The following is a 24,386-nucleotide window of genomic DNA, read 5'->3' as shown; positions in this document are numbered from 1 at the left end:
TTTCATCGGAGACTAATACAATTTAATTATCTATATTTGCGTTACGTTTCTGAAAAAGGATAATTATGTTCAAATCGCTTTTCCATTGGAAAGTATTACTTAATATAGTTTTGGCAATGGCATTTTTCGCCGGCCTCGTCTGGCTTACGTTCCGTTGGCTGGAGTTTCATACCAATCACGGAGAAGAGGCTCCTGTCCCTAATGTAATGAACATGACCGTTCATGATGCTATAAAAGTATTAGATGATTCCGGTCTGGAGTATGAGGTCGATAGTTTCAAATATGACCCAAAATTCCGTCCTCTTCAGGTTTTAGCTGTTTTCCCTTCGCCAGGTTCTAATGTGAAAAACGGCAGAGCTATTGTGTTGAAGGTTAATCCTAAGACTTGGGCAAAAGTAGCGGTTCCTGATATTATTGATAGATATAAAGGTTTGGCGTTCAATCAGCTGAATCTTGTTGGGTTGAAAGTCGGCGATACGCTTTATGAGCCAAGTATCCAGAGAGACGCTGTGTTAAGAATCATATACAATGGAACTAGTATAAAGCCGGGAACCTTGCTTCCAAAATTTTCCGTAGTAGGATTGGTCATCGGATCGGGTCCACTTAGAAATGTTACAATTCCGAATGTTGTGGGAAGAACTGTTCAGGAAGCCAAAAAGATTATTTCACAAGCATTGTTTGAAGTTGGGATCGTAGAACACGAAGATGGTGGAAAAGATGAATCCGATATTGTTTATTACCAAGATCCGGAATTTGGGGCTCAAAGAGATCAGGGTATGCAGATCGATCTTTGGGCAAGTAAGAAAACACCAGCAGAGTTGCAGAACAAGATCAAGCAGCTGGATGAAATGTATCGTCCAAAAATAGATACGACATTAGCACCGATACAATATAATGAGGTTTCACAAATTGAACAAAAACCTCAAACTCAAAAGGCGGCCACAACTACAGATCAACCTGCATCAGCTGCAGTAAAACCAAAAACGGTAACTACACAGCCAGTGACAAGTCCCGGTCCAGTTCCAAAACAGAATGGAACAGCGCCACAAACAACAAAACCTGTAGAAAAACCAAAGCCAAAAAAGGTAGTCATTGAATAAAGAAATAAAAATTAAAATAGAATGGGCTTCGACTAATGTTGAAGCCTTTTTAAAATAAGGATATGTTTGACGAGAACGAAGATTTCTTAGAAGATGAAATATTAAATGATGATAATAATTCCAATGAAGAAAGCAGTGGGTTATATGAGCATTTTAACATCAAAGTAGATAAAAATCAAGAACCGCTTCGGATTGATAAATTTTTATCGATTTTTCGTCAAAACTCTTCCCGAAACAAGATCTCTCAAACATGTAGAGCTGGTAATGTTGTCGTAAATGGTACTGTTGTAAAGCAAAATTACAGGGTAAAGCCAGGAGACGAAATTAGCGTCCTTCTTGCACATCCACCAAGGACAAATGTTATTATACCACAAGATATCCCGATCAATATTGTTTATGAGGATGCAGACCTGATCGTTGTAGATAAAGATGCAGGAATGGTGGTGCATCCTGGGTTTGGGAATTGGGATGGTACATTGGTGAATGCGTTGGCGTTTCATTTTGCAAAAGACCCGAATTATAATTCCGATCTGGATAGGGTGGGATTGGTCCATAGGATTGATAAAGATACTTCCGGATTACTGGTCATTGCGAAAACTGAATATGCATTAAGTTATTTGGCCAAACAATTCTTTGACAGAAAAACCAGACGTCTTTATTGGGCTTTTGTCTGGGGAAATGTTCAGGATGATGAAGGAACAATAACTGGGCACATTGGGAGACATCCAAAAAACAGGATGCAGATGTACACTTATGAAGATGGTAGCCATGGTAAGCATGCTGTGACACATTACAAGGTTTTGGAACGATTTCGGTATATGACTTGGATAGAATGTAAGTTGGAAACAGGGAGAACGCATCAGATCCGTGCCCATATGAAACATATTGGCCATACCTTGTTTAATGATGAGAGGTATGAAGGGAACATCATAATGCGAGGTATCAATCTTCCAAAGTATAAACAATTTGTACAGAATGTTTTTGAGGTTTTACCAAGACATGCCTTACATGCGCATACTCTGGGATTCATTCATCCTACTACAAAAAAGGAATTGTACTTTGAAAGCCCTATGCCGAAAGATATGCTGGATGCTGCAGAACGTTGGAGAAAATATCTCGATAATAATTAGAGTTTTATATATTTGTAATGTGAAGAAGAACTATATATTTTATAAAATATTTTTATTGCTTGTTATTGGTTTTTTTATAAAGACCAAAGCACAGGAAACATTACCGTTTTATCAGCAATATCTTGTTGACGGAGATTTCTTATTCAATCCTGCTTTATTGGGCAAAACAGATGATGTGGTTCTGAATCTGAATTATCAGAAGCAATTTTCACAACTCGATGAATCTCCTAATGTCCAGACAATAGGTTTGCATGCAAACGTTTTTGACAGGGTGGGAGCGGGTATCTCATTTTTCAGAGATCAGAATGGCCCGATATCTTCCAATGGTTTGATGTTGGGCGCCTCATATTTTATTCCTATTTCTGATGAAGAAGACCGCCAGGACCAGTTTTCGTTTGGTATAGGTACGAATCTTTATAATATGAATATCGATTATACCCAGCTTAATCCCGAACAACCCGGCGATCCTGTTTTGGGAGAGAACACAAACGATATTTTTATTGCTTACGCCAATTTAGGGGCAGCTGTAAAATATAGAGGCTTTTTCGGAGGAGTTTCGGTCATTGATATTCCGATCAGTAATGATATCCCTATTGTGAATGGGATAGAACCTTCGCCCACCAAATTTTATCTTAATGCCGGTTACGATTGGCATTTTGCAGATGGTATATTTTTGACACCATCTTTGATGATGAACCTTAATACCAATTCCGCAAGAATATTTGATTATAATTTGATGGCCACTGCTTTCGGTGAGAAAAATAATATCTCTGCCGGAATCAGCTTCCGGAGTGCAAAAAGTGCCGTTGGAAGCCAAAATTTGGGCATGTCACCTATCATCAAAGGACGTATTGGAAATTTCACATTCGGTGGGGTTTACAATTTTGGTGTTTCGGAACTGACTGAGAATTTTGGGAATAGTTTTATGTTGTCCATTGGATTTAATATCGAAAACTTTATCAACACAAGAGGTTTCCGATATAGATAAATAATATAATTTGAATAAATTTGAGCTCTGATTTTTCAGGGCTTTTTTAATGATTTACCTTCACATTCCTTTCTGCAAACAAAAATGCAGCTATTGTAACTTTCATTTTTCAACTTCTTTTAGTTTGAAGGATGAGATGCTTTTGGCAATTAAAAAAGAAATCCGGCTCAGACATGACGAACTTGAAAATAGATCTTTGAGATCACTTTATTTTGGTGGGGGAACACCTTCGGTTCTAAGTGTTGATGAAATCAGATCTTTGATTGATGAGATTCAGAAATATTTCAGTTTTGAAGAAAAGATTGAAATTACATTAGAATCCAATCCTGATGACTTGAATAAAAATTTTCTCAAAGAATTATCCAATACAGAAATCAATCGTTTATCAATCGGAACACAGAGTTTTTTTGATGAAGATCTGAAATTGATGAACCGTGCACACAATGCTTCCGAAGCGGAAAGTTCGATTAAAAGAGCGCAGGATCTCGGATTGGAAAATATCAGCATCGATTTGATTTATGGTTCACCAACTTCCAACTTCGGAATATGGAAAGAAAATCTCAATAAAACAATTGAATTACAAGTTCCTCATGTTTCGTCTTACGCTTTGACAGTCGAACCAAAAACGGCTTTGGAAAAATGGATTGAGAATGGAAAAGTGAGTTCTCCTGAGGAAGTAGAACAGAATCAGGAATTCTATTATATGAAAGACTTTCTAAAAGTTAATGGATTCGACCATTATGAGATTTCGAATTTTGGAAAACCGGGATTTCATTCCAAACACAATTCTGCTTACTGGAAATCTGAACCGTATTTAGGAATTGGTCCTTCCGCGCATTCTTATAACGGCAGTTTGGAAAGAAGCTGGAATATTGCTAACAATCCAATTTATATCAAAAATTTGAAACAAAATATTCTTCCCAAAGAAACCGAAATCCTTTCCGAAAAAGACCGGTTCAATGAAATGATGATGATTGGACTCAGGACAATTTGGGGCGTTGATCTGGGAAAAATCAATCAGAATTTTTCTTCAGAAATAATCAATTATCTCAAACAGGAAATCAAACCCAAACTAGAATCCGGAATTCTTGAAATAGAAAATAATTACCTCAAAATTGCCGAAAAGCATTGGTTCTTAGCAGACGGGATTGCAAGCGATTTATTTATCGTTTAAAGACTTCGACAAGCTCAGCCTGACAATGCTGACAATTAGCATTGGAGTTATCGCATCGAGCCTGTCGATATGTTTTTCAGAATGAAAATTTCACTACTTTTGTAAAACTAAATCTTTGCTGAGTTTTACGCTTTTGCGAGCATAAAAAATATCGCAATTGTCAAAAAAACTTTGTGAACTTTACGGTCAAAATAACAGATAAAGATTGTCTCTTGAAAAAGAAAAAAGCCGATTATACACATCTATCCGCTAATCAGCCAATCGGGATTTTTGATTCCGGCGTCGGTGGATTAACAGTTGCGAAAGAAATCAAAAGATTGTTGCCGAACGAAGATTTGATTTATTTTGGTGATACAAAACATCTTCCTTATGGTGAAAAATCCCGTGAGGCCATCGTTGGTTATTCAACAAAAATTACCAATTTTCTGCTTGAGAAAAATTGTAAAGCGATTGTAATTGCCTGCAATTCTGCAACAGCCAATGCACTTCATGAAGTTCAGGAATTGGTTGCCAATAGAGTTCCTGTGATTGATGTGATTAATCCGGTTGCTGAAAAAGTATCTTACGAAATTCACAATAATGTTGGTGTGATTGCGACCAAAGCAACAGTTAATTCCGGACTTTATAAAAAATCAATTCGAAAGCATAATAAGTTCATCAAAGTAGATGAATTGGCAACACCGCTTTTGGTTCCGGCAATTGAAGAAGGTTTCAAAAATCATCCGATCACACATTCGATTATTTATAATTATCTGAGTAATAGTAAATTAAAAAATATCGAAACTTTGATTCTCGGTTGTACACACTATCCGCTTTTGATTGATGAAATCAAACAGTATTACGGAAACCGTGTCCGTGTCATAGATTCTCCGAATATTGTTGCTAATCAGTTGAAAATGATTTTGGACAAACATCATCTTTTGAACGAAGAGAATCATCAACCCACTTATCAATTTTTCTTGTCGGATATTACTAAGAATTTCGAAAAGATCTCTAAAAAATTCTTCGGAAAATCGATTGATCTGGAACTGAAGGTCCTTTAGTTATATTTAATAAAAATCATTCTGCTCCGCTCAGGATGACAGACATAGCTGATAGTTATGCTGAAAATGTTTACTTTGTCAGGCTGAGGCTCTCGAAGCCTTTTGTAAATAAAAATTCATTAAACGAAATTATATCTTTTGTGCCTTTTGTGGTTTTAAATTAAAAATTCTCATTTCTGAATATTTCTTTTATTCTGTCAATCTCATTTTGAACCATATTTTTTGTTCGTTCACCAAAATGTAGCGTGTTTTCGATTTTGTTGTTGCCTTCCCAGGCAATCTCTATTCCGCCATTTGCGATCTCTTTTTTGCAGAGAAAATCAGGTACGATTGAGAATCCCGGATTCCCACTTAAACAACGTACGATCGAGCAGATATTTGGAACGATATAATTTGGTTTGAAGTCCGGATGATGGTTGAAATTCGCTTTCCAGAAGTTATTCAGATGTTCCATATCCGCTGCTGTGCTATACCAGATCTGCTGTTTCAGCCAGTTTTCCGCTTCTTCGATTTTATTGGTTTTGATTAATTTTTGGAATTCCGAAGTATCAGTTCCTGTTCCATTGATCAGAACAATTTTTTCCTTGGAAAAAGCTTCAAAACTCAGGTTTTTGATATTGGTCTTTCTTGGTGTGATGATCAAATCCAACAAACCATTGTCCAGATCAGAAAACATCTGTTCGTACAATCCAAAACGTATGATCACATTGAAATCAAATGTCGGAATATGTTTTTCCAAGGTAAATTGAAAAGTCTCAAAACACATCCCAACACTCACAGTTGCACGTTCGGTTTTCGTGGTTTTATGAAAAGTTTGTTCGGCAGTCTCCAGCTTCAAAAGTGGTTCTAATGTAAAATTATAAAGGATCTTCGCCTTCTCTGTCGGAATCAGTTTCTTGGAGATCCTTTCGAACAAAGAATAACCAACATAGGCTTCCAACGAACCGATATGAAGGCTCACGCCAGGTTGAGAAATATACAATTCCTTCGCTGCTTTGGTGTAAGACTGCGTTTCATAGACACTTTTAAAAGTTCTAAGCCATTCCAGATTTATCATTTTGCATTATAATTATAATGCAAATATATAATTTATATTATTTTTATAATTCATTTTTCTGTCGGAACTTTGCATCATTAAATTATTAAATCAAAAAATCAATGAAAATATTTATAATCAACGGTGGGCAAAAGTTTGCGCATTCGGGTGGAAGTTTTAATAACACGATTACAAAATGGACAAAGGAAACTCTTGATCAGCAAGGTTTTGAAATCACAATAACCAATATTAATGATGATTTTGATCCAGTTGACGAAGCAGAGAATTTCAAATGGGCAGATATTGTAATTTATCATTTTCCGGTTTGGTGGTTCCAGGTTCCGAATCGTCTGAAATTTTATATTGATGAAGTTTTTACGGCTGGTCATAACAACGGCATTTATAAAAGCGACGGACGTTCCAGAGTGAATCCCGAAATCAATTACGGAACCGGCGGTTTGATGCACGGAAAACATTATTTCGTTACCACAAGCTGGAATGCCCCGGAAACGGCTTTCACTCTGGAAGGTGAGTTTTTTAATCAGCATTCGGTTGACGAAGGCGTTTTATTTGGTTTTCACAGGATGAATGCTTTCACGGGAATGAAAAGTTTGGGAAGTTTCCATTTCCATGATATGGAGAAAGCAGCTACTAAGGAAAGGATTGATAATTATGAAATTGAGTATAAGAATTATCTGAAAAATGCTTTGGAAACTGAGGAATTGAAAGTGTTGAATTAATTAAACAAAAACCAAAATGTCAATCTATTTAACAGCGATTTTGAAATCGAAAAAAGATAAAATTCAGGATTTGAAATCAATTCTTGATAATATGGTTCTGAACACAAGAAAAGAAGAAGCTTGCGAAAAGTATGAATTACAACAAAGTCTGGAAGATGAAGCAGTTTTTATCTTTCACGAGATCTGGAAAAGCAAAGAGGGTTTGGATACTCACAATCAACAGTCTTACATCAAAGAGTTTGTAGAAAAAGCACCAGATTTATTAGAAAAACCTGCTGAGATTTATCTTGCGAAATTAGTATAAATAAAACGCCTCAATTAATTGAGGCGTTTTTTATAATAATAGTGTTACTGATATTAATGTCTTCCAATAATCGATTGTCATGAGAAATAGTTTTTCGGCTCCACTTAAGAATTCACACTTTTTTCCAACCATTTAAAAAAAACGGGCAAGAATTGTTTTGATCTCGTGTTCTTTGAGGTTTTATTAACTGAATTGTTGAGCTTCTTTATAAGCTGAAAGTGCGATTAAAGATTTGGATAAAGATTTGGTTGATAATTTATTACAATCCGATTTTCTTCATTACAAGGTTCAGTTTTTGCTTCCATTCTGCAGGTTTTGTAGAATAGCCAGAGGAAGCAATAGCAACAAACCATTCATTATGATTTTGTGAACCTTTTAGCTTTTCATAGAATTTCCTTTTCGAAACCCATTCGCAGAAAGCGCGATAAGAAGCTTTGGAATCGGTAAAACTTTTGAATCTGGAACTATTGACTTCGTTTTTTCCTGTCATCCCGAAATGGTTGTTCAGTACTTTACAGGCCGAACTTGTACCGCCGCCGGTTTCCATATAAGCAATCGAAAGAATGACAACTGTCGGAATCCCGAATTCCTGAGAAAGTTCTGTTGCAACAGTTTTATATTGATTGATGTAAGAATTTTGTGCAGAGATTTTCAAACTGAAAAACAGAACGAAAACCATTAATGATCTGATGTTTAAATTCTTCATATTACAATTGATCTTATTCAGAAATCGGCTGACTTTCAAAGAAAGAAAAACTCACGTTTCCATATTTTCTGGTGTCTTTCAGGTTCGGATGAGAGAACTTCAGTCTACTTTGATGTTCCAGAATGAAAACGCCCCGTGGTTTCAGTAATCCATTGTTTAAAACCAGGTCAATCAGTTCTTTATATTTACTTTCATCAGTTTCGAAAGGCGCATCTGCGAAAATAACATCATACTTTTTCTCGTGATTTCTTTTCCTTTTCAGCCAATCGAAGACATCTGCCCGTTGGACATTCACTTGCAATCCCATATCCAAATCGTTGGCTGTGGAATTGATAAATCCGGCGTGTTTTGGATTTAGTTCGATCGATGTGATATCCTGACAATCGCGTGAAGCAAATTCTAAAGTAATGGAACCAATTCCGGCAAACAAATCCAAAACGGAACAAAATTCCAGATCAAATCGGTTTTCAATCATACTGAAAAGTGCTTCTTTTGCGAAGTCGGTCGTTGGTCTTACATCGAAATTTTTTGGCGCCGCGATTTTCTTGGCTTTCCATTTTCCGGATATGATTCTAAACATAAATGATAGTTGATAAATGATAATTGATCAAACTCAAAATCTTAAATTAACCACAAATGTCACAAAAGATTTTATTGATTCTAAGTTTTGTCAAAAGCTGAATAAAAATAGAATTTACTTTTATTCTTTTCAAGTTTTAATTTTAAATTTTTCCTTTGTGACTTTTGTGGTTTAAAGTATTAGTTCAAAACAAAATTCTTTTTGTGAAGATTATCAAAAACGATTTTCAGATTTGGGACAAATTTCTGCATTTCCGAAATGAATGTTTCGTTTTCAGTTGTTTCTCCATAAATATAAAAGTAAGTTTCAGAAATTCCGAAATCGATTTTACTCAATGTAAACATTATGAAATAAAGAAAATCCACTTCCGAGGCTGCATCCAGGTTATTGTAAAGAATCACTTTTTTGTTTTCAATAGCGAAAAATTCTGCTTGCTGATGGTAAAGGTTCACGTGAATTTCTTTTCGGTTTTTCACATTCAGGGAATTCAGAAACTTTTCACCTGAAAAATTGAAATGAACAGGAACTTCCAACTGTTTTATTTTTGTGTAAAAATCTTTCGGAAAGCTATAATAAAACTGAATCCCGAATTTCTTATTCACAGAAAGCATCAGCTCTTCTGCATCTTTTCTGATATCGGAATTATACGAAATCAAATCATAGCCCAAATCGTGCTGGTCAAATCCTTCCTCCACAATCGAAAAATGATTGATAGCCGATATTACAGAGATCTCGGAAAACTTCTCGGAAGCCAAGATCCCATGCAGTTTCTCTTCCACCAGATTTTTTGGCGTTTCTTCATCTTTCAGCCAGATTTTTTCTTCCAAGACCTTTTTGGATCTGGAGATCTGCCACTGCAAACCATCTTTTGTAAAAAGCAAGGATAATTTCCTCATATTTTGATGTCAATAAAATTAATTTTTTGGGCAGCTATTTCCGCCTTCCGCTCCCAATCTTTTTTGCTCACGTTTTCTAACTAGAGTCCACGCAAAAAAGGATTTCCGCTCAAGTCGGGCTGCAGATTCTATTTATTTATTTAAAATCTTCAACATAAAAATCCAACTTTGTCATTCCGTAGCAATCTAAACTGCTGAGATTCCTACGGAATGACAAAGCAAGTGTTTTAGAGATTGTAAATTTAAAACAGATTCTTGAAACTCTTTTATCTTTATTCTTTCATCTAAAAGTCCAAATTGGAGATTTGCAAAGTTAAAAAATTAAAACTTTACTATTTCACTCTCGGTCAATTCTTATATTATGGTTATCTTCGCAGTTAATTCGATTTATTCTAAGGATGAACAAGATATCATTTTTCCTAATATTACTAGTTTCTCAATTGAGTTTTTCTCAACAGTCCATCAAATTTGAAGATTCTGATTTTGCAACCATTCTAGCTAAGGCCAAAGCTGAGAAGAAATTGGTTTTTCTGGATGCCTATGCGGCCTGGTGTGGACCTTGTAAGTTAATGGAGAAAAATGTTTTCACAGATAAAAACGTTGCAGATTACTACAACAAAAACTTCATCAACGCCCATTTCGATATGGAAAAAGGCGAAGGTCCAAGCCTGGCTTCAAAATACGGAATCAGAAGTTACCCAACTTTATTGTTTTTAAACGGAGAAGGCGAAATTGTAGGCAAGGAATTGGGTTATATCAAAACGGAAGAATTCCTGGCATTAGGGAAAAAGAATAACAATCCAAGTCTGGTTAACACAAATCTAAAAGATGAATTTCTAAAAGGGAAATTGGACCAAGCAGGTTTATTGAACTTTATTAATCTTTATGCAAGTAAAGATCCCGTTTTAGCAAAGCAGGCCTCCGAAAAATATTTTGTCAATAAAAAAGACAAAGAGTTTTCTGGCGAAGAGATCAATGCACTTCTGAATTTTACCCAATCTGTAGATGATGCCAATTATAAAGTTTTCACAGCAAATAGATCTGAGATCACAAAGCTTCTTCCGGAGAATAATTATAAGCAGTTTGACAATTATCTTAAATTGATGAAATTGGTAACATCAGCAATAGATGAAAAAACAAAAACAATCGATGATGCAAAGATCCTTAAAGAAGGAGAAGGTTTGTTCCCGAAAGAAGAGCTTATAAAAAGTTTGAATCTTTATAAGCTGAATTATTACTCTGCACACGAGAATTTTCCGGCTTACGAGAAAACTGCACTAGAATATTATAAAAATCCCGATGAGTTCAATAACAGCGAGTTGCTGGCAGCAGCAAGTACGATCAGTGAACAATCAAAAGATATCAAATCTCTTCAAGCCGCAGCACGTTGGACCGAGAAAGTTGTAATGTCTTCAGAAAACTTTGATTCTACAAGTATTTTGGCAACATTATATGACAAACTGGGAAAAAAGGAGGAAGCTAAAATGTTTGCAGGAATGGCAGCAAACTTTGCAAAAGAAGAAAACAGAGATGCTACAAAAATGAACGAAATCCTGAACAAAAAATAATGATGAAAAAACTCATAACTTTAAGTTTAATATTGGTCTCAGTCTTTTGCTTTTCACAGAAAAATGAAACTTATATAAAGGCAAACGCTTTATTTCTACCTGTAGGAATATTAAATATAGGTATTGAGCACGGTTTCTCAGAACATATTACTGGACAGGCGGATTTATTTGTTTCTCCTTGGAAATCATTTGCAGGAAAACACGCACAAGTTTATATGTTGGGTTTTAATGGAAGGTATTATTTCAATGAGGTTTTTAAGAAATTCTATGTCGGCGTTGATTTTTCATTAGCACGATTTAATATCCAAAAGTGGGGATATTGGAATGATAATTTTTATACCCATAAGAACGGAGAAGTTACGCCTTATATTAATTCTAATTTATATCAAAGAGGATATTCATTTATGTTAGGCGGATTAGCAGGTTATCAGTTTACTCTGGGCGAACGATGGAATCTTGATCTATATCTTGGTCTTGGGACAATGCAAAGTTTTTACAAAGGATATGACAAGTTGAGTGGCGACCGCTATGATACAGATGGAGATTCTATGGGAAGAGAGACAAATAGGAGCGGGGAGTTGCTTCCTTATAAAGGTGGCTTAATGATTTCTTATAAACTTTAGAATAATGCATTTGAAAAATCCAAAGTATATTTTAATTGCTGTCATCACATTTTTGATCGTTTTCCTAATGAACTATATTGGAAATGATGCACCAGATAAATTATCCAGAGCTTTGATGACCGCTTTTGCAGCAGTAATAGGTCTGGGAATTGGAATGTGGATCTACAGCAAAAGAGACCAAAACGACGAACGTAACAACTTTGATTAACTAAACTTATTTTTATGCAGATCGATCTACAATCTGGTAAAAAAATATATTTCGCTTCCGACCAACATTTCGGAGTTCCTGATTTGCAACAGAGTAGGATTCGGGAAGAAAAATTCATCCGTTGGCTTGATAATATCAAAAAAGATGCACAAGTTCTTTTTTTAATGGGAGATCTCTTTGATTTTTGGCACGAGTGGAAATATGTGGTTCCGAAAGGTTACATCAGGGTTTTGGGAAAAATTGCGGAACTGAAAGATTCTGGCATTGATATCTATTTCTTTGTTGGGAATCATGATCTTTGGATGAAAAATTACTTCGAGGAGGAATTGGGAATCCCGGTGTTCTTTGAAAAAAGATATTACAAGATCTCTGATAAAAACTTTCTTCTGGCGCACGGCGATGGTCTTGGGCCTGGCGATAAAGGCTATAAAAGAATGAAGAAGGTCTTTACCAATCCTCTGGCTCAGTGGGCTTTTAGATGGTTACATCCTGATATTGCAATGAGAATTGCCAATTACATGTCTCAGAAAAATAAATTGATATCAGGTGAAGAGGACAAGGAATTTCTGGGAGAAGACAAAGAGTTTCTGATACAATATTCCAAGGAAAAACTTAAAACCGAAAATATCGATTATTTTGTTTTTGGGCATCGTCATCTTCCTTTAGTTTTTGACCTGGGAAAAGGTGCAAAATATATCAACCTTGGCGATTGGATAGTCTATTTTACTTATGGTGTTTATGATGGACAATCATTTGAGGTTAAAAAATTTGAAGATTAAATTTCAATATTTGATTTGAAAGCAATGAAGCAGAATATTTTCGACATACAAACCGAAGCTGATTTCGAAACAGCTTGTTTGGAAACCTTTCGTTATCAATATGAAAATGTAGAAGTTTACAGAAAATTTGTTGATTATTTAAACATTGATCCATCAAGCGTAAAACAGGTATCTGATCTGCCTTTTTTACCGATTGAGATGTTTAAAAATCATTTAGTTTTAGACAGAAATTCTGAAACCGGGAATTATTTTCAAAGTTCCGGAACCACACAAATGAATCGATCCAAACACTATATCGCAGATTTTTCTTTATATGAAGAAAGCATTTACAAAAGTTTTGAGCAATTTATTGGCAAACCGGAAGATTATATTTTTCTGGGATTATTGCCCAATTATTCTGAAAACCCACATTCGTCTCTGATCTATATGATTGATTATTTGATCAAAAAATCCGATAAACCAGAGAATGGATATTTTCTTTACAACCATAAGGAATTATTTGATCTGCTCAATAACTTGAAAGATAAAAAAGTAATTCTTTTCGGAGTTTCATTCGCATTGTTGGATTTTCTGGATTTTTGTGATTCAAACTCCCAAACGCTCCAATTCTCCAACACTCTTACTGTAATCGAAACAGGGGGAATGAAGGGGAGAAAAGAAGAAATAACAAAAGATGAGTTGCTGAAAATTTTTCAAAAAGGGTTCAGAACGGAAAAGATCTACTCAGAATATTCGATGACGGAACTACTTTCCCAAGCTTATTCTTTAGGAGAAAATATCTATAAAAGTCCAAACTGGATGAGAATCCTGATCAGAAATACCGAAGACCCATTTTCTTATGTTGATGATGGGAGAACAGGTGCCATTAATATCGTCGATCTGGCCAACAGACATTCTTGCTCTTTTATTGCGACTCAGGACCTGGGAAAAATTGAAAATGATGCATTCCAAGTTTTAGGAAGAATTGACCATTCTGATATCCGTGGTTGTAGTCTTTTGGTATCTTAAATTTGTATTTTATTTATAATTAATTATATTTGAAAAAACACAAATTTAATCTATCTAAGTATTCTATTAAATGAGATTGTTATTTTTGGTTTTTCCATTGTTTTTTTCTGTCTTCAAATCACAAAAATGTTATGATCTGAAAACGGTTCTGAAAGTAGAACCAACCGAACTATATAAACCTCATTTATTAGCTGCTCAAAATTTCGGGGTCAATATCTTGGAAAACACCAAAGCAGTGGACAAATATATTGCTAAAGGAAAATTTGTAAAAGTAAAAAAGAAATCCCGAGGTTACCGTCTGCAGCCTTTGGAATACAGCCGGCCTTATTTGGTGAAAAAAGCAAGAACAACACTGGAAAATATGGCAAATAAATTTGCAACCGAGACCAAGAGTTTCTTCGTTGTGTCATCTGTTACAAGAACTTTGGAAGACCAATGCCGATTAAGAAAAGTTAATGCCAATGCATCATTAGGGATAAGTTCTCATAATTACGGAGCTGCCTTTGATATTTCATATGTTCGATTTGACCATAAACTGAAGGTCAATACAAAACTTGAAAAAGAACTGGAGAAGATTCTTGAATATTACAAAAATCTTGGACGCATATTTTACATCAAAGAAAAGCAACAAAGCTGTTACCACGTTACGGTTCGGAAATATTAGAACATATCAGGGATGTTGAAAATAGAAGAACTTGTTCACAATTTTGTTAATGTCAATTGCGATTTTGATAAAGAGATCGTTTTGACCAATTTTTTCCATTCCGATTGGGAAGCTGATATTCTACTGATTGATAACTTAGGTTTCAGTCACGAGATAGAGATCAAATTATCCAGATCTGATTTTAAAAATGATTTTAAAAAGTTCTATACTAATCAAACAACTGGAGAGAAGTTTCTAAAGCATGATAAGATCGGTTGCGGAGATTATATCTGTAATTCGTTCAGCTTTCTTTTACCAATGGGAATGATTGATCACAATGTTATTCCCAAACACTGTGGAATCATAGAATTTTACCATAATGAGGATAATTGGGAAACAACTTTTTACAAGATCAGAGAACCTAAAACCATTCATGAAGATTCTTATTGGGCATTGTGTGATAAAGAACTTTTTATAAGGAATCTCGCTCGGAATCTCCTGGTTAAAAAATTTGAATTGAAAGGAAAACAAGAGGAATTAATATTCAAAAATAATTTCAATTCTAAAAAATAAAAACCTCGAAATGTATTTTTTCGAGGTTTTGTATTATTAATGTAAATATTATTATGCTACTTCAGCATCATTTCTTTGTAATAAGAATTTGTAGATCAGACCACCGGTGATTCCCCCTAAAATTGGAGCTACCCAAAATAACCAAACTTGTGATAGAGCAAAACTTCCTGCAAAAATAGCCTGAGAAAGGGATCTCGCTGGATTTACGGAAGTATTGGTGATTGGAATAGAGATCAAGTGTATCAAAGTTAAACCAAGACCAATAGCAATTCCTGCAAATTTTCCGTTGGCAAATTTATCTGTTGCTCCCAGGATAATAATCAAAAAGAATGTTGTCAAAAGAAACTCTGTCAAAAACGCAGCTCCCAAAGAATAACTTTTCCCAAAATATACTGCTTCTCCATAAAAATTAGAGGCAAAGGCACCTGCACTTCCGTCACCAGAACCACCGTTGATGAAACTTAAGGCTGCTGCTGCTGCAATAGCGCCAACACATTGTGCCACAATGTAAGGAAGTAAATCTTTTCCAGGAAATCTGCCACCGGCCAAAAGGCCAAAAGATACAGCCGGATTAAAATGCCCACCTGAAATATGCCCTACGGCATAAGCCATGGTAAGAACCGTAAGTCCGAATGCCAAAGCGACACCTAATAAAAGAATTCCCAATTGTCCATTAGAAGCTGGAGCGATCTGTGAAGCGAAGATCGCACTTCCGCAACCTCCGAAAACCAACCAAAATGTGCCGAAAAATTCAGCAAATAGTTTTTTAATCATTATGTTTTATTTTTTAATTGTTATATCAAATATAATATTTTAATTCTATTGTAACCATTTTTTTAATGAAATATGTTTTGGTTTAACTTTGTATGACCTATAAAGAAAAAAATATGGCTTTAAAATATTCAGTTCTGGATCTGGCAACTATTGTTAAAGGAGATGATATAAATAAAACGTTTCAAAAATCCGTTCAATCTGCACAATTGGCTGAAAAACTTGGGTTTACAAGATATTGGTTCTCAGAGCATCATAACTTTCCGAATGTTGCAAGTGCTTCAACTTCGATTTTAATTGGACACATTGCATCGCAAACGGAAACTTTGAGAGTTGGATCCGGTGGAATAATGCTCCCGAACCATTCAACCTTATCAGTTGCTGAACAGTTTGGAACACTGGACGGATTATTTCCGGGAAGAGTAGATCTTGGATTAGGAAGAGCTCCCGGAACTGATATGTTGACGGCTACGGCTTTGCGGGGAAATAATTTCAATCCCAATTATAATTTTGAATTTCATATCAAGGAACTTCAAAAATACATGTCCAAAGAAAATTCTGGATCTAAAGTAAGAGCGATTCCTGGAGAAGGTGCTGATGTTCCACTTTATATCTTGGGAAGCTCCACTGATTCGGCTTTTTTGGCGGCTAAATTAGGGTTGCCTTATGCATTTGCAGCACATTTTGCACCGTCACAGTTGGAGGTTGCTTTGGAAATTTACAGAGAACATTTTCAACCTTCAGAGTTTTTGGACAAACCTTATGTGATGGTTTGTATCAATATTATTGGCGCAGATTCTGTGGATGAGGCGCATTATTTATCAACATCACATTTTCAGGCCTTTGTTAATATTTTGACAGATCAAAGACAACCACTCTTGCCGCCAGAAGAAACAGAGTTGGCAGATATTTCTGATGAGGTTGCGCTTCATCTCAACAGAATGGCCGCCAAAACTTTTGTAGGAGATAAAGAAAGTCTGAAAGAGAAATTAAGCAAATTTGTAAAAGATCACAGACCTGATGAGATCATAGTTTCCGGAAATATTTATGATTTTGATAAGAAATTGAAATCCTACGAGATAGCTTCGGAAGTTATCAAATCACTATAATTAGAAAGCACAAACTTACGTTTGTGCTTTTGTTTTATTTTAGAACTTCAACTTCGATTGAACTGCTGTTGAAAACTTTGATATTTGCTTTTGTATAATCTTCCTTTGTTGCTTTATAAGGATTTTCAAGAAACTTTTGAGGATTGATCGCCATCAAAGGAAACCATGTACTTTGAACCTGCACCTGGATTTTATGTCCTTTTTTGAAAGTGTGTAAAACATCTTGTAATTTAACATTCACATTGGTTTCTTGATCAGGGACAAGAGCTTCCGGTTTTTCAAAACTATTACGGAATCTGGCAGGCATTATTTCGCTTCTTACCATCTGATGATAATTTCCATAAATAACATTAGGTTTGTCTGGATTTGCTTTTTCATCAGAAGGATATACATCTATTAATTTTACAACAAAATCCGCATCGGTAGATGTAGAAGCTATTTTCAATTTAGCCAAAATTTCTCCGGCCAATGTCAAATCATTTTCTAATACCTCGGTTGTAAATGTAAGCACATCTGGTCTGTAACTAGCAAAACGTTGGTCTTCACTCATATAATTCCTTGGTGTGAAAGCATTCATATCTTTATAGTTTTCACTACTTAAAACAGGTTTGTTAGGGTCAGAAGTGTATTCTGAAAAAGCAACCTGGTTTAAGATGTTTTTGGCTAAAGCTCCCGAGTTGTCAAGATAAAATGATACTTTCTGAGTCTGTTTCGGAGGCCAGTTTTCAAATTGTTCCCATTGTTTTTTTCCTGTGTCAAACATGTAAGCTTCCGGAAGTTTTGCTGCAGTTTTGGAATCTTCTTTCAAGTAATGATGAAAGAAAGGCTGCTCAATATTTTTCTGATAAAAAGTTGTAATGCTGTCTCCAAAGTAGATGTCATTATGAAAATGTTTTCCGTCTTCTCTGTTCCAACCACCGTGAGAGAAAGGCCCCATTACAATTGTATTTTTAGCTTTTGGACTTGTTTTTTCTATTGTTTTATAAATTTCTAATGGACCGCGTAAGTCTTCTGCATCAAACCAGCCACCGACGGTCATTACCGCATGATCGATATTTTTGAGATGAGGTAAAAGATCTCTTTTTTGCCAGAATTCATCATAGTTTGGATGTTCAACAACTTCCTGCATAAAGAAGTTGTCTTTGTAATACTTGTCAACACCATCTTTCAGGGTTCCCATATCTTTATAGAAAAGATAGCCATCATCAGAAGTTGGTTTGATCATTTTATCAGCGAACCAGCTTTTGTCTTCAGCTTTAGTTTTCTGAACTCCAAATACTGGAAATGTTTTGAAATAACTCATCAAAAAAGCTCCGTTATGATGGAAGTCATCAAACCAGAAATCTGAAATTGGTGCTTGAGGTGAAGATGCCACCAATGCCGGATGATTGGCCAAAGCCCCAACAGCAGTGTAAAATCCAGGATAAGATGTTCCGTATTGTCCTACTTTTCCATTGTTGTATTGTACATTTTTCACCAACCAGTCAACTGTATCATAAGTATCGATGCTTTCGTCCACTCCTTTCTTTGTTTTAGAGTCAACTTGTGGTGTCATATTCGTGAAAGTACCCTCGCTCATATATCTTCCCCGAACGTCCTGAAATACGAAAATATATTTTTCTTTTTCAATGAAAGGATTTGGGCTTAATTTTTTCCTGAAATTAGTTTCTCCATAAGGTGCAACACTGTAACAAGTCCTGTTCATAATGACAGGATATTTTTTGCTTTTTGAAATGTCCTTTGGTGTGTAAATAATGGTGAACAATTTGGTTCCATCTCGCATCGGGATATAAACTTCTTTTTTTGTGAAATTTTCTTCGACCGAATTGATCTGAGCAAAACTGAAACTAACTGTTATAATATAGAAAAACACTAAGAACTTTTTCATTGAAAATAAATATTTGAATAAAATTAGGTTTTTTGTACGAATTAATGATAATTCTATGGGATGTATATGAACCGATTATCTACAAATTAGAAACTTGATTTAATTTTCGAATGAATTCATCAAGGAGAGTTTATCAATTCATCGAGGAGAATTTATTAATTCATCAAGATGATAAATTTATATTATAATAATCAACATAAAAAAACCTGGCTCGATCTGAACCAGGTTTGTATTTTATATCATTTATTTTTTACAATCCAAAGATTTTAGCAAAAATATCAGGAACAATTCCCATTGAAACCAAAGCTAAAATGATAGCAACGGAAACAATATTGTAGGTAATGCTTGCTTTTTCTGTATTATGGAAGTTATCTTCTTTGTAGAAAAACATAGCGATGATCAACCTTAGATAATAAGCGATACTCAACGCTGAACCCAATACTGCAATCAAAACCAAGAATTCATAATGTCCTGCAATTGCCTGATTGAAAATTCCTAATTTCCCAATGAAACCGGCAGTCAAAGGAATTCCTGCCATTGATAACATAGAGATTGTAGAAACTACAGCCAATAGAGGTTCTTTTTTTCCAAGTCCGTTAAACGCTGCAAATGATGTTTCTTTTTTGATTTTCTCCACCCAGATCAAACTGATGAAAACTCCAACTGTTGCCAAAGAATATGCAAATAAATAGTATCCTAAGATATAGGTCGAAAAATTATTGATTCCGAAGAATATCAATGAGATATATCCAGCGTGGGAAACAGAAGAGTAGGCGAGCATTCTTTTCGCATTGGTCTGAACCAATCCCATTACGTTTGCCAAAAGCAAAGTCAGAATGATGAAAACACCTAATATATTGATCCAGTCTCCTGCAATTCCGCCGAAAGCAATCGTCATTAACTTGAACAAGGCAAAGAAGCCGGAGATCTTTACGACAGATGCCATGAAAGCAGTGATCAATGAAGGAGAACCTTGATAAACATCAGGACTCCACATATGGAACGGTGCTAATGATACTTTGAAAGCTAAGGCTGCCAACATCAAAATAGCTCCCATGATCAGCATCAAGTTCTTAGGATTGTTGTAAGCAAAATCGTGGATGGCATAAAGGTCAAAACTTCCAGCACTTCCATAAACCAAAGCTACACCAAACAAAAGAAATCCTGTTGCGAATGCTCCCATCAAGAAGTATTTCATAGAAGCTTCCGTAGAACGAAGGTCGGTTTTATTAGCTCCAGCCATTACATACAAAGGAATTGACAAAATTTCTATTCCGATGAATAATGTTACCAAGTTTTGGAATCCAAATAATACGATTCCTCCACAAAGTGCAAACAACATCAATGCATACAATTCTGACTGATGACTTCTGTGGTTACTGAATGCAAATCCTCCTAAAAAGAATAGAAGAGTAGTAACAACAATCGATACTTTTGTGAACAGAGCTGCGTTGTAACTGTAGTCATACATCGATTTGTACTGAGCGAAGAACTCACATTCTGGAAAGAAACTGACTACTAGGCCAACGACTAATCCTAAGATTCCGATGTATCTTGCATATTTGCCTTTCTCAAAAACACCGGAAAATAATACCAGAATTGCCGTAAGGAATAAAACTATTAAAACACTCATTTCTTTATTTATTTCGCCGGAAATCGGAAGACCGATATCCGTTTTGAATTTTATTATTTATTTTGAAACACTTCGACAAGCTCAGTGTGACACGTTTAATTTTTGTAAGGCTGAGCCTGTAGAAGCCTCTATTAATTCAGCATAGAAGAGTAGATGAATCTTACAGAACTTGTTACCATTTCTATAACGGGTTGTGGATAAACTCCCAAAACAATTACAAAAACTGCTAAGCTTGCCAATACTGTGAACTCCACTGAACTGATATCTTTCGTTGTTGCCAAAACACCTTCGTCTCCTTTTCCAAACATTGTTTTTCCGTAGAATCTCAACATATAAGCTGCAGCAAGAATCAATGTCAAACCTGCTAAAACTGTCATGATTAGATTGTATGAGAAAATAGATTTCAATAAGATAAATTCTCCAATGAATCCGTTGGTCAAAGGAACTCCTGTCGCACCAAGCAAGATGATCATAAACAAGATGGCGAATTTGGGAGCTACTTTTGCCAAACCTCCCATCTGACGGATGTCCCTGGTCTTGAATCTTTTATAAAGAATATCTGCACAGTAGAACAATCCTACAACGTTGATACCGTGAGCAAAACTTTGGATCATCGCACCTTGGGCACCTTCGAAGTCCAGTCCAACACGCATTGTTACAACAGCCGATGCAAATATTCCAGCAACTATTAGCCCAACGTGAGAAAGGGAAGAATAGGCGATCAATCGTTTGCTATCATTAGAGATCAATGCGATCAAAGCTCCATAAATAATTCCGATTACAGAAAGGATAATTACAATTTCCCCGGAAATTCCCCCAATTGCCAGAGGCGTGATAGGAAGTAAATATCTCATTACTCCGTAAACCGCCATTTTCAGCATAATTCCTGATAGCAACATTGACCCTTGCGTTGGAGAATAAGTATAAGTGTCAGGCTGCCAAGTATGGAAAGGAAATACCGGTAATTTAACTGCAAAAGCAAAGAAAATAAACCAGAATATTACTGTTTGTTCATTTACATTTAGGTTAGCATTGTATAAATCTGTCAAAGCGAATGATGCTGCGTGATTATAAACATAGATCAACCCGATCAGCATAAACAACGATCCTACGAATGTGTAAACGAAGAATTTAGTTGTAAATTTGATTCTTTTATCTTCTTGTCCCCAGATTCCGGCAATCAGCCAGATCGGAATCAATGTTACTTCCCAGAAAATATAGAATAGCAATCCGTCCAAAGAAGTGAAAACACCTAACAATCCGAATTGCATTAACAAAATCAGTGCATAGAAAGAATTAGGGTAGCCTTTTGACTCGTTGAAAGAAGATAAGGTAATGATTGGAACCAGGATGTTAGTCAATAGGACCATTAGCATACTCATCCCATCAATCCCGAAGTTGAAGCTGCTTTTTATATAGCTTGACCAAGGATAGGTGATCTCATATTGCAATGGCGCATCTACTGTTGGATTGAAATCGAAATTTCCCAACATATAAAATGCGACGAACATCTCTGCAAGAGCAAAAGCCAATGCGATATATTTACTGGAAGGATTCTTCCAGAAAAATAGTAAACCCGAACCTACGAGAGGTAAAAGTAATAATGTTAATAGTAAACAGGACATTATTATTTCAATATAAAGTTAACAATCAATACAATTCCTATCGCCAATGACATAATCAGCACATAGTTTTCCACGTTTCCGTTTTGGAGACGTTTGGCCGCTCTTCCAGAATCCTGTGCTCCTAAACCAATGAAATTTACAATCGGATCAAGAACTGCTTTATCGAACATAGCCGCCGCTTTTCCAGCTTCTTCAATTGGTCTTACGATACAGGCATTATAAATTTCATCCACGAACAACTTCTTGGCGGATAATTTTTCCCATCCAGAATATTGTTCTTCCGGAAGTGCTTTTTTCTGTTTCTTAACGTAAGTATTCTTAACAAAAAACCAAACTGTGAAGAACATCAATATCGTAGCACCCAAAAGAATCATTTCTGTGTTGAAATTAACTCCGGAAAGAGTTGCTTCCATTTCACTGAAACTCTGCTCTGTCAATACTGGTTTCAACCATTCCAATAATTTTGCATAATGACCATGTCCTATGAAGTGAGGAAGATTAATTAAACCTCCAATAACCGAAAGTACAGCCAAAACGATCAATGGCAAGGTCATATTCACAGGACTTTCGTGCAAGTGATGTTTTTGTTCTTCTGTGCCTCTGAACTGCCCGTGGAAAGTCAAATAGTACAATCTGAACATATAAGTTGCGGTAATAGCAGCTAGAATGAATAACATTACCCAATAGATAGGGTTTTTAGCATAAGCTGCAACCAAAATCTCGTCTTTGGAAATCATCCCGGATAATAACGGAAAACCAGATATTGCCAATGTTCCGATAAGAAAAGTAGCATGTGTGATAGGAATGTATTTTTTCAGACCACCCATAAAACGCATATCCTGTTCGTTGCTCATTGCGTGGATCACAGAACCTGCTCCTAAGAATAACAATGCTTTGAAGAAAGCGTGTGTCATTACGTGGAACATTGCTGTTGTATAAGCACCTAATCCTAAAGCGATGAACATAAATCCAAGTTGAGAAACCGTAGAATATGCCAGGACTTTTTTGATATCGTTTTGACGAAGTGCATAGAAGCCTGCTAAAGCTGCAGTCAAGAATCCGATTAATAAAATTCCGTCCTGAACAGTTGGTGCTAAAGTGAATAAGAAATTACTTCTAACAACTAAATAAATACCAGCTGTAACCATCGTTGCTGCGTGAATCAATGCGGAAACCGGGGTTGGTCCGGCCATTGCATCCGGTAACCAAGTGTATAAAGGAACCTGGGCAGATTTACCAGTTGCTCCGATGAACAAACTTGCTGTGATGAATATAATTGTTGTTCCGTCTAATTCAAAGCTTGAAGCATTTTGAGCGACAGAAAGATAATCGATAGCATTAACATTGGCAGCGATTGCGAAAATACCAATCAGCAATCCAAGGTCACCAATACGGTTCATAATGAAAGCCTTTCTTGCTGCTTTTCCGTAATCTTCGTTGGTGTACCAGAATCCAATCAATAGATAGGAACAAAGTCCTACACCTTCCCAACCGATGAAAAGAATCAGATAATTGCTTCCTAAAACCAAAAGCAGCATCGAGAAAATAAACAGGTTAAGGTATGTGAAGAATTTGTAGAAACCCTTATCGTGGCTCATATAGCCAATAGAGTAGAGGTGGATCAATGACCCGATCCCGGTAATAATCATTACCATCATCAATGACAATTGGTCAACTTGGAAACCAAAATTAACCTGAATCCCATTCACTCTAAACCATTCAAAAGCTTTTACGATAACTGGAGCGCTATCACTTTTAAATCCTAAAAATATACTTACGGTGATAACAAACGAAGCGAAAACTACCAATGTTGCTAAACCTCCAACCAATATTTTAGGAAGATTTTTCCCAAAAAGTCCATTGATGATGAATCCAATTAAAGGTAAAAGTACGATCGCATAAACTAAATTTTCCATTCCTTTTATTATCCTCTTAATTTATTAAAAATACTTACGTCCACGGATCTGGTATTTCTGTACATCATTGCGATGATTGCCAATCCTACAGCTACTTCTGCCGCTGCAACCACCATTATGAAGAAAACCAAAAGCTGACCGTTGCCATCTCCTTTGTAAGCAGAAAAAGCTGCTAATAAAAGATTCACAGAATTAAGCATCAATTCTACACATCCTAATATGACGATGGCGTTTTTGCGGATCAAAACTCCTAAAACACCAAGGCAGAACAAAACTGTACTCAGAATAATAAAATATTCTAAAGGTATCTGCTGTATAAATGTATTTACATCTCCTCCCATAATC

25 protein-coding genes are annotated in these 24,386 nt (G+C 35.8%); 15 read left to right on the top strand and 10 right to left on the bottom strand.

Annotation, left to right across the window (positions count from 1 at the left end; translation table 11 throughout):
• Positions 1 to 65: 65 nt before the first annotated feature.
• The 5 genes from K319_RS0115950 (at position 66) to murI (ending at position 5,435) form a co-directional block, all read left to right on the top strand.
• On the top strand, positions 66 to 1,100 hold the full coding sequence (locus K319_RS0115950) for a PASTA domain-containing protein (protein WP_027384505.1): 1,035 nt from the start codon (positions 66 to 68) through the stop codon (positions 1,098 to 1,100).
• Between the two features lie 62 nt (positions 1,101 to 1,162).
• A complete protein-coding gene (locus tag K319_RS0115945) occupies positions 1,163 to 2,230 on the top strand; it encodes an RluA family pseudouridine synthase (protein ID WP_027384504.1) in 1,068 nt (355 codons plus the stop codon).
• Positions 2,231 to 2,285: 55 nt separating this feature from the next.
• Positions 2,286 to 3,218, top strand: coding sequence for a PorP/SprF family type IX secretion system membrane protein (locus K319_RS0115940; protein ID WP_235696120.1), 933 nt, complete (start codon positions 2,286 to 2,288; stop codon positions 3,216 to 3,218).
• Positions 3,219 to 3,267: 49 nt separating this feature from the next.
• A complete protein-coding gene (gene hemW / locus K319_RS0115935; protein WP_084403464.1) occupies positions 3,268 to 4,392 on the top strand; it encodes a radical SAM family heme chaperone HemW in 1,125 nt (374 codons plus the stop codon).
• Positions 4,393 to 4,604: 212 nt separating this feature from the next.
• Entirely contained in the window at positions 4,605 to 5,435 is an 831-nt protein-coding gene (gene murI, locus K319_RS0115930) for a glutamate racemase (protein ID WP_027384501.1), read from the top strand.
• A 160-nt stretch (positions 5,436 to 5,595) separates the two neighbouring features.
• On the opposite strand, the gene K319_RS0115925 is transcribed toward murI, so the two are convergent.
• The gene (locus K319_RS0115925; protein WP_027384500.1) at positions 5,596 to 6,492 is read right to left on the bottom strand and encodes a LysR family transcriptional regulator; all 897 of its coding nucleotides are present in this window, start codon (positions 6,490 to 6,492) and stop codon (positions 5,596 to 5,598) included.
• Positions 6,493 to 6,593: 101 nt separating this feature from the next.
• On the opposite strand from K319_RS0115925, the gene K319_RS0115920 reads away from it, so the two are divergent.
• Both K319_RS0115920 and K319_RS0115915 read left to right on the top strand, forming a co-directional pair.
• The gene (locus K319_RS0115920; protein ID WP_027384499.1) at positions 6,594 to 7,211 is read left to right on the top strand and encodes an NAD(P)H-dependent oxidoreductase; all 618 of its coding nucleotides are present in this window, start codon (positions 6,594 to 6,596) and stop codon (positions 7,209 to 7,211) included.
• A gap of 16 nt (positions 7,212 to 7,227) precedes the next feature.
• Positions 7,228 to 7,515, top strand: coding sequence for a putative quinol monooxygenase (locus K319_RS0115915; protein ID WP_027384498.1), 288 nt, complete (start codon positions 7,228 to 7,230; stop codon positions 7,513 to 7,515).
• Between the two features lie 259 nt (positions 7,516 to 7,774).
• Here the strand turns inward: K319_RS0115915 and K319_RS0115910 are convergent, their stop codons facing one another.
• The 3 genes from K319_RS0115910 to K319_RS0115895 form a co-directional block, all read right to left on the bottom strand.
• Positions 7,775 to 8,221: a glucosaminidase domain-containing protein gene (locus tag K319_RS0115910; RefSeq protein ID WP_027384497.1), complete on the bottom strand. Its 447-nt coding sequence runs from the start codon at positions 8,219 to 8,221 to the stop codon at positions 7,775 to 7,777.
• A 13-nt stretch (positions 8,222 to 8,234) separates the two neighbouring features.
• Positions 8,235 to 8,801: an RsmD family RNA methyltransferase gene (locus K319_RS0115905; RefSeq protein ID WP_027384496.1), complete on the bottom strand. Its 567-nt coding sequence runs from the start codon at positions 8,799 to 8,801 to the stop codon at positions 8,235 to 8,237.
• A gap of 179 nt (positions 8,802 to 8,980) precedes the next feature.
• Complete coding sequence (locus K319_RS0115895) at positions 8,981 to 9,697, bottom strand: DUF3822 family protein (RefSeq protein ID WP_027384495.1); 717 nt, start codon at positions 9,695 to 9,697, stop codon at positions 8,981 to 8,983.
• Positions 9,698 to 10,095: 398 nt separating this feature from the next.
• Between K319_RS0115895 and K319_RS0115890 the strand changes: the two genes are divergently transcribed.
• The 7 genes from K319_RS0115890 (at position 10,096) to K319_RS0115860 (ending at position 15,099) form a co-directional block, all read left to right on the top strand.
• Positions 10,096 to 11,265, top strand: a complete 1,170-nt coding sequence (locus tag K319_RS0115890; RefSeq protein ID WP_027384494.1) for a thioredoxin family protein — start codon at positions 10,096 to 10,098, stop codon at positions 11,263 to 11,265.
• Between the two features lie 2 nt (positions 11,266 to 11,267).
• A complete protein-coding gene (locus K319_RS0115885) occupies positions 11,268 to 11,888 on the top strand; it encodes a DUF3575 domain-containing protein (RefSeq protein ID WP_027384493.1) in 621 nt (206 codons plus the stop codon).
• 4 nt (positions 11,889 to 11,892) lie between these two features.
• Entirely contained in the window at positions 11,893 to 12,096 is a 204-nt protein-coding gene (locus K319_RS0115880; protein ID WP_027384492.1) for a hypothetical protein, read from the top strand.
• A 14-nt stretch (positions 12,097 to 12,110) separates the two neighbouring features.
• Positions 12,111 to 12,875: a UDP-2,3-diacylglucosamine diphosphatase gene (locus K319_RS0115875; RefSeq protein ID WP_027384491.1), complete on the top strand. Its 765-nt coding sequence runs from the start codon at positions 12,111 to 12,113 to the stop codon at positions 12,873 to 12,875.
• Positions 12,876 to 12,899: 24 nt separating this feature from the next.
• On the top strand, positions 12,900 to 13,883 hold the full coding sequence (locus K319_RS0115870; protein WP_027384490.1) for a LuxE/PaaK family acyltransferase: 984 nt from the start codon (positions 12,900 to 12,902) through the stop codon (positions 13,881 to 13,883).
• A gap of 70 nt (positions 13,884 to 13,953) precedes the next feature.
• Positions 13,954 to 14,547, top strand: coding sequence for a DUF5715 family protein (locus K319_RS0115865; RefSeq protein ID WP_027384489.1), 594 nt, complete (start codon positions 13,954 to 13,956; stop codon positions 14,545 to 14,547).
• A gap of 12 nt (positions 14,548 to 14,559) precedes the next feature.
• Positions 14,560 to 15,099: a hypothetical protein gene (locus K319_RS0115860; RefSeq protein WP_027384488.1), complete on the top strand. Its 540-nt coding sequence runs from the start codon at positions 14,560 to 14,562 to the stop codon at positions 15,097 to 15,099.
• Between the two features lie 51 nt (positions 15,100 to 15,150).
• On the opposite strand, the gene aqpZ is transcribed toward K319_RS0115860, so the two are convergent.
• On the bottom strand, positions 15,151 to 15,870 hold the full coding sequence (gene aqpZ / locus K319_RS0115855; protein WP_027384487.1) for an aquaporin Z: 720 nt from the start codon (positions 15,868 to 15,870) through the stop codon (positions 15,151 to 15,153).
• Between the two features lie 116 nt (positions 15,871 to 15,986).
• Between aqpZ and K319_RS0115850 the strand changes: the two genes are divergently transcribed.
• A complete protein-coding gene (locus K319_RS0115850; RefSeq protein WP_156907116.1) occupies positions 15,987 to 16,979 on the top strand; it encodes an LLM class flavin-dependent oxidoreductase in 993 nt (330 codons plus the stop codon).
• Positions 16,980 to 17,013: 34 nt separating this feature from the next.
• Here K319_RS0115850 and K319_RS0115845 read toward each other — a convergent pair whose 3' ends face one another.
• From K319_RS0115845 to nuoK, 5 genes are all read right to left on the bottom strand, one after another.
• Positions 17,014 to 18,867 carry a CocE/NonD family hydrolase gene (locus tag K319_RS0115845; protein WP_027384485.1) on the bottom strand — a complete coding sequence of 618 codons (1,854 nt, stop codon included), beginning with the start codon at positions 18,865 to 18,867 and terminating at the stop codon, positions 17,014 to 17,016.
• A 250-nt stretch (positions 18,868 to 19,117) separates the two neighbouring features.
• A complete protein-coding gene (locus K319_RS0115840) occupies positions 19,118 to 20,500 on the bottom strand; it encodes an NADH-quinone oxidoreductase subunit N (RefSeq protein ID WP_027384484.1) in 1,383 nt (460 codons plus the stop codon).
• A 131-nt stretch (positions 20,501 to 20,631) separates the two neighbouring features.
• Positions 20,632 to 22,125 carry a complex I subunit 4 family protein gene (locus K319_RS0115835; protein WP_027384483.1) on the bottom strand — a complete coding sequence of 498 codons (1,494 nt, stop codon included), beginning with the start codon at positions 22,123 to 22,125 and terminating at the stop codon, positions 20,632 to 20,634.
• 2 nt (positions 22,126 to 22,127) lie between these two features.
• Positions 22,128 to 24,041: an NADH-quinone oxidoreductase subunit L gene (gene nuoL / locus K319_RS0115830; protein ID WP_027384482.1), complete on the bottom strand. Its 1,914-nt coding sequence runs from the start codon at positions 24,039 to 24,041 to the stop codon at positions 22,128 to 22,130.
• 8 nt (positions 24,042 to 24,049) lie between these two features.
• Entirely contained in the window at positions 24,050 to 24,382 is a 333-nt protein-coding gene (nuoK, locus tag K319_RS0115825; RefSeq protein WP_027384481.1) for an NADH-quinone oxidoreductase subunit NuoK, read from the bottom strand.
• Between the last annotated feature and the right edge of the window lie 4 nt (positions 24,383 to 24,386).

This window comes from Epilithonimonas caeni DSM 17710, assembly GCF_000426465.1.
GTDB lineage: Bacteria > Bacteroidota > Bacteroidia > Flavobacteriales > Weeksellaceae > Epilithonimonas > Epilithonimonas caeni.
Note: the sequence above shows the minus strand (reverse complement) of the source record. Positions and strands in the feature narration are given on the sequence as shown.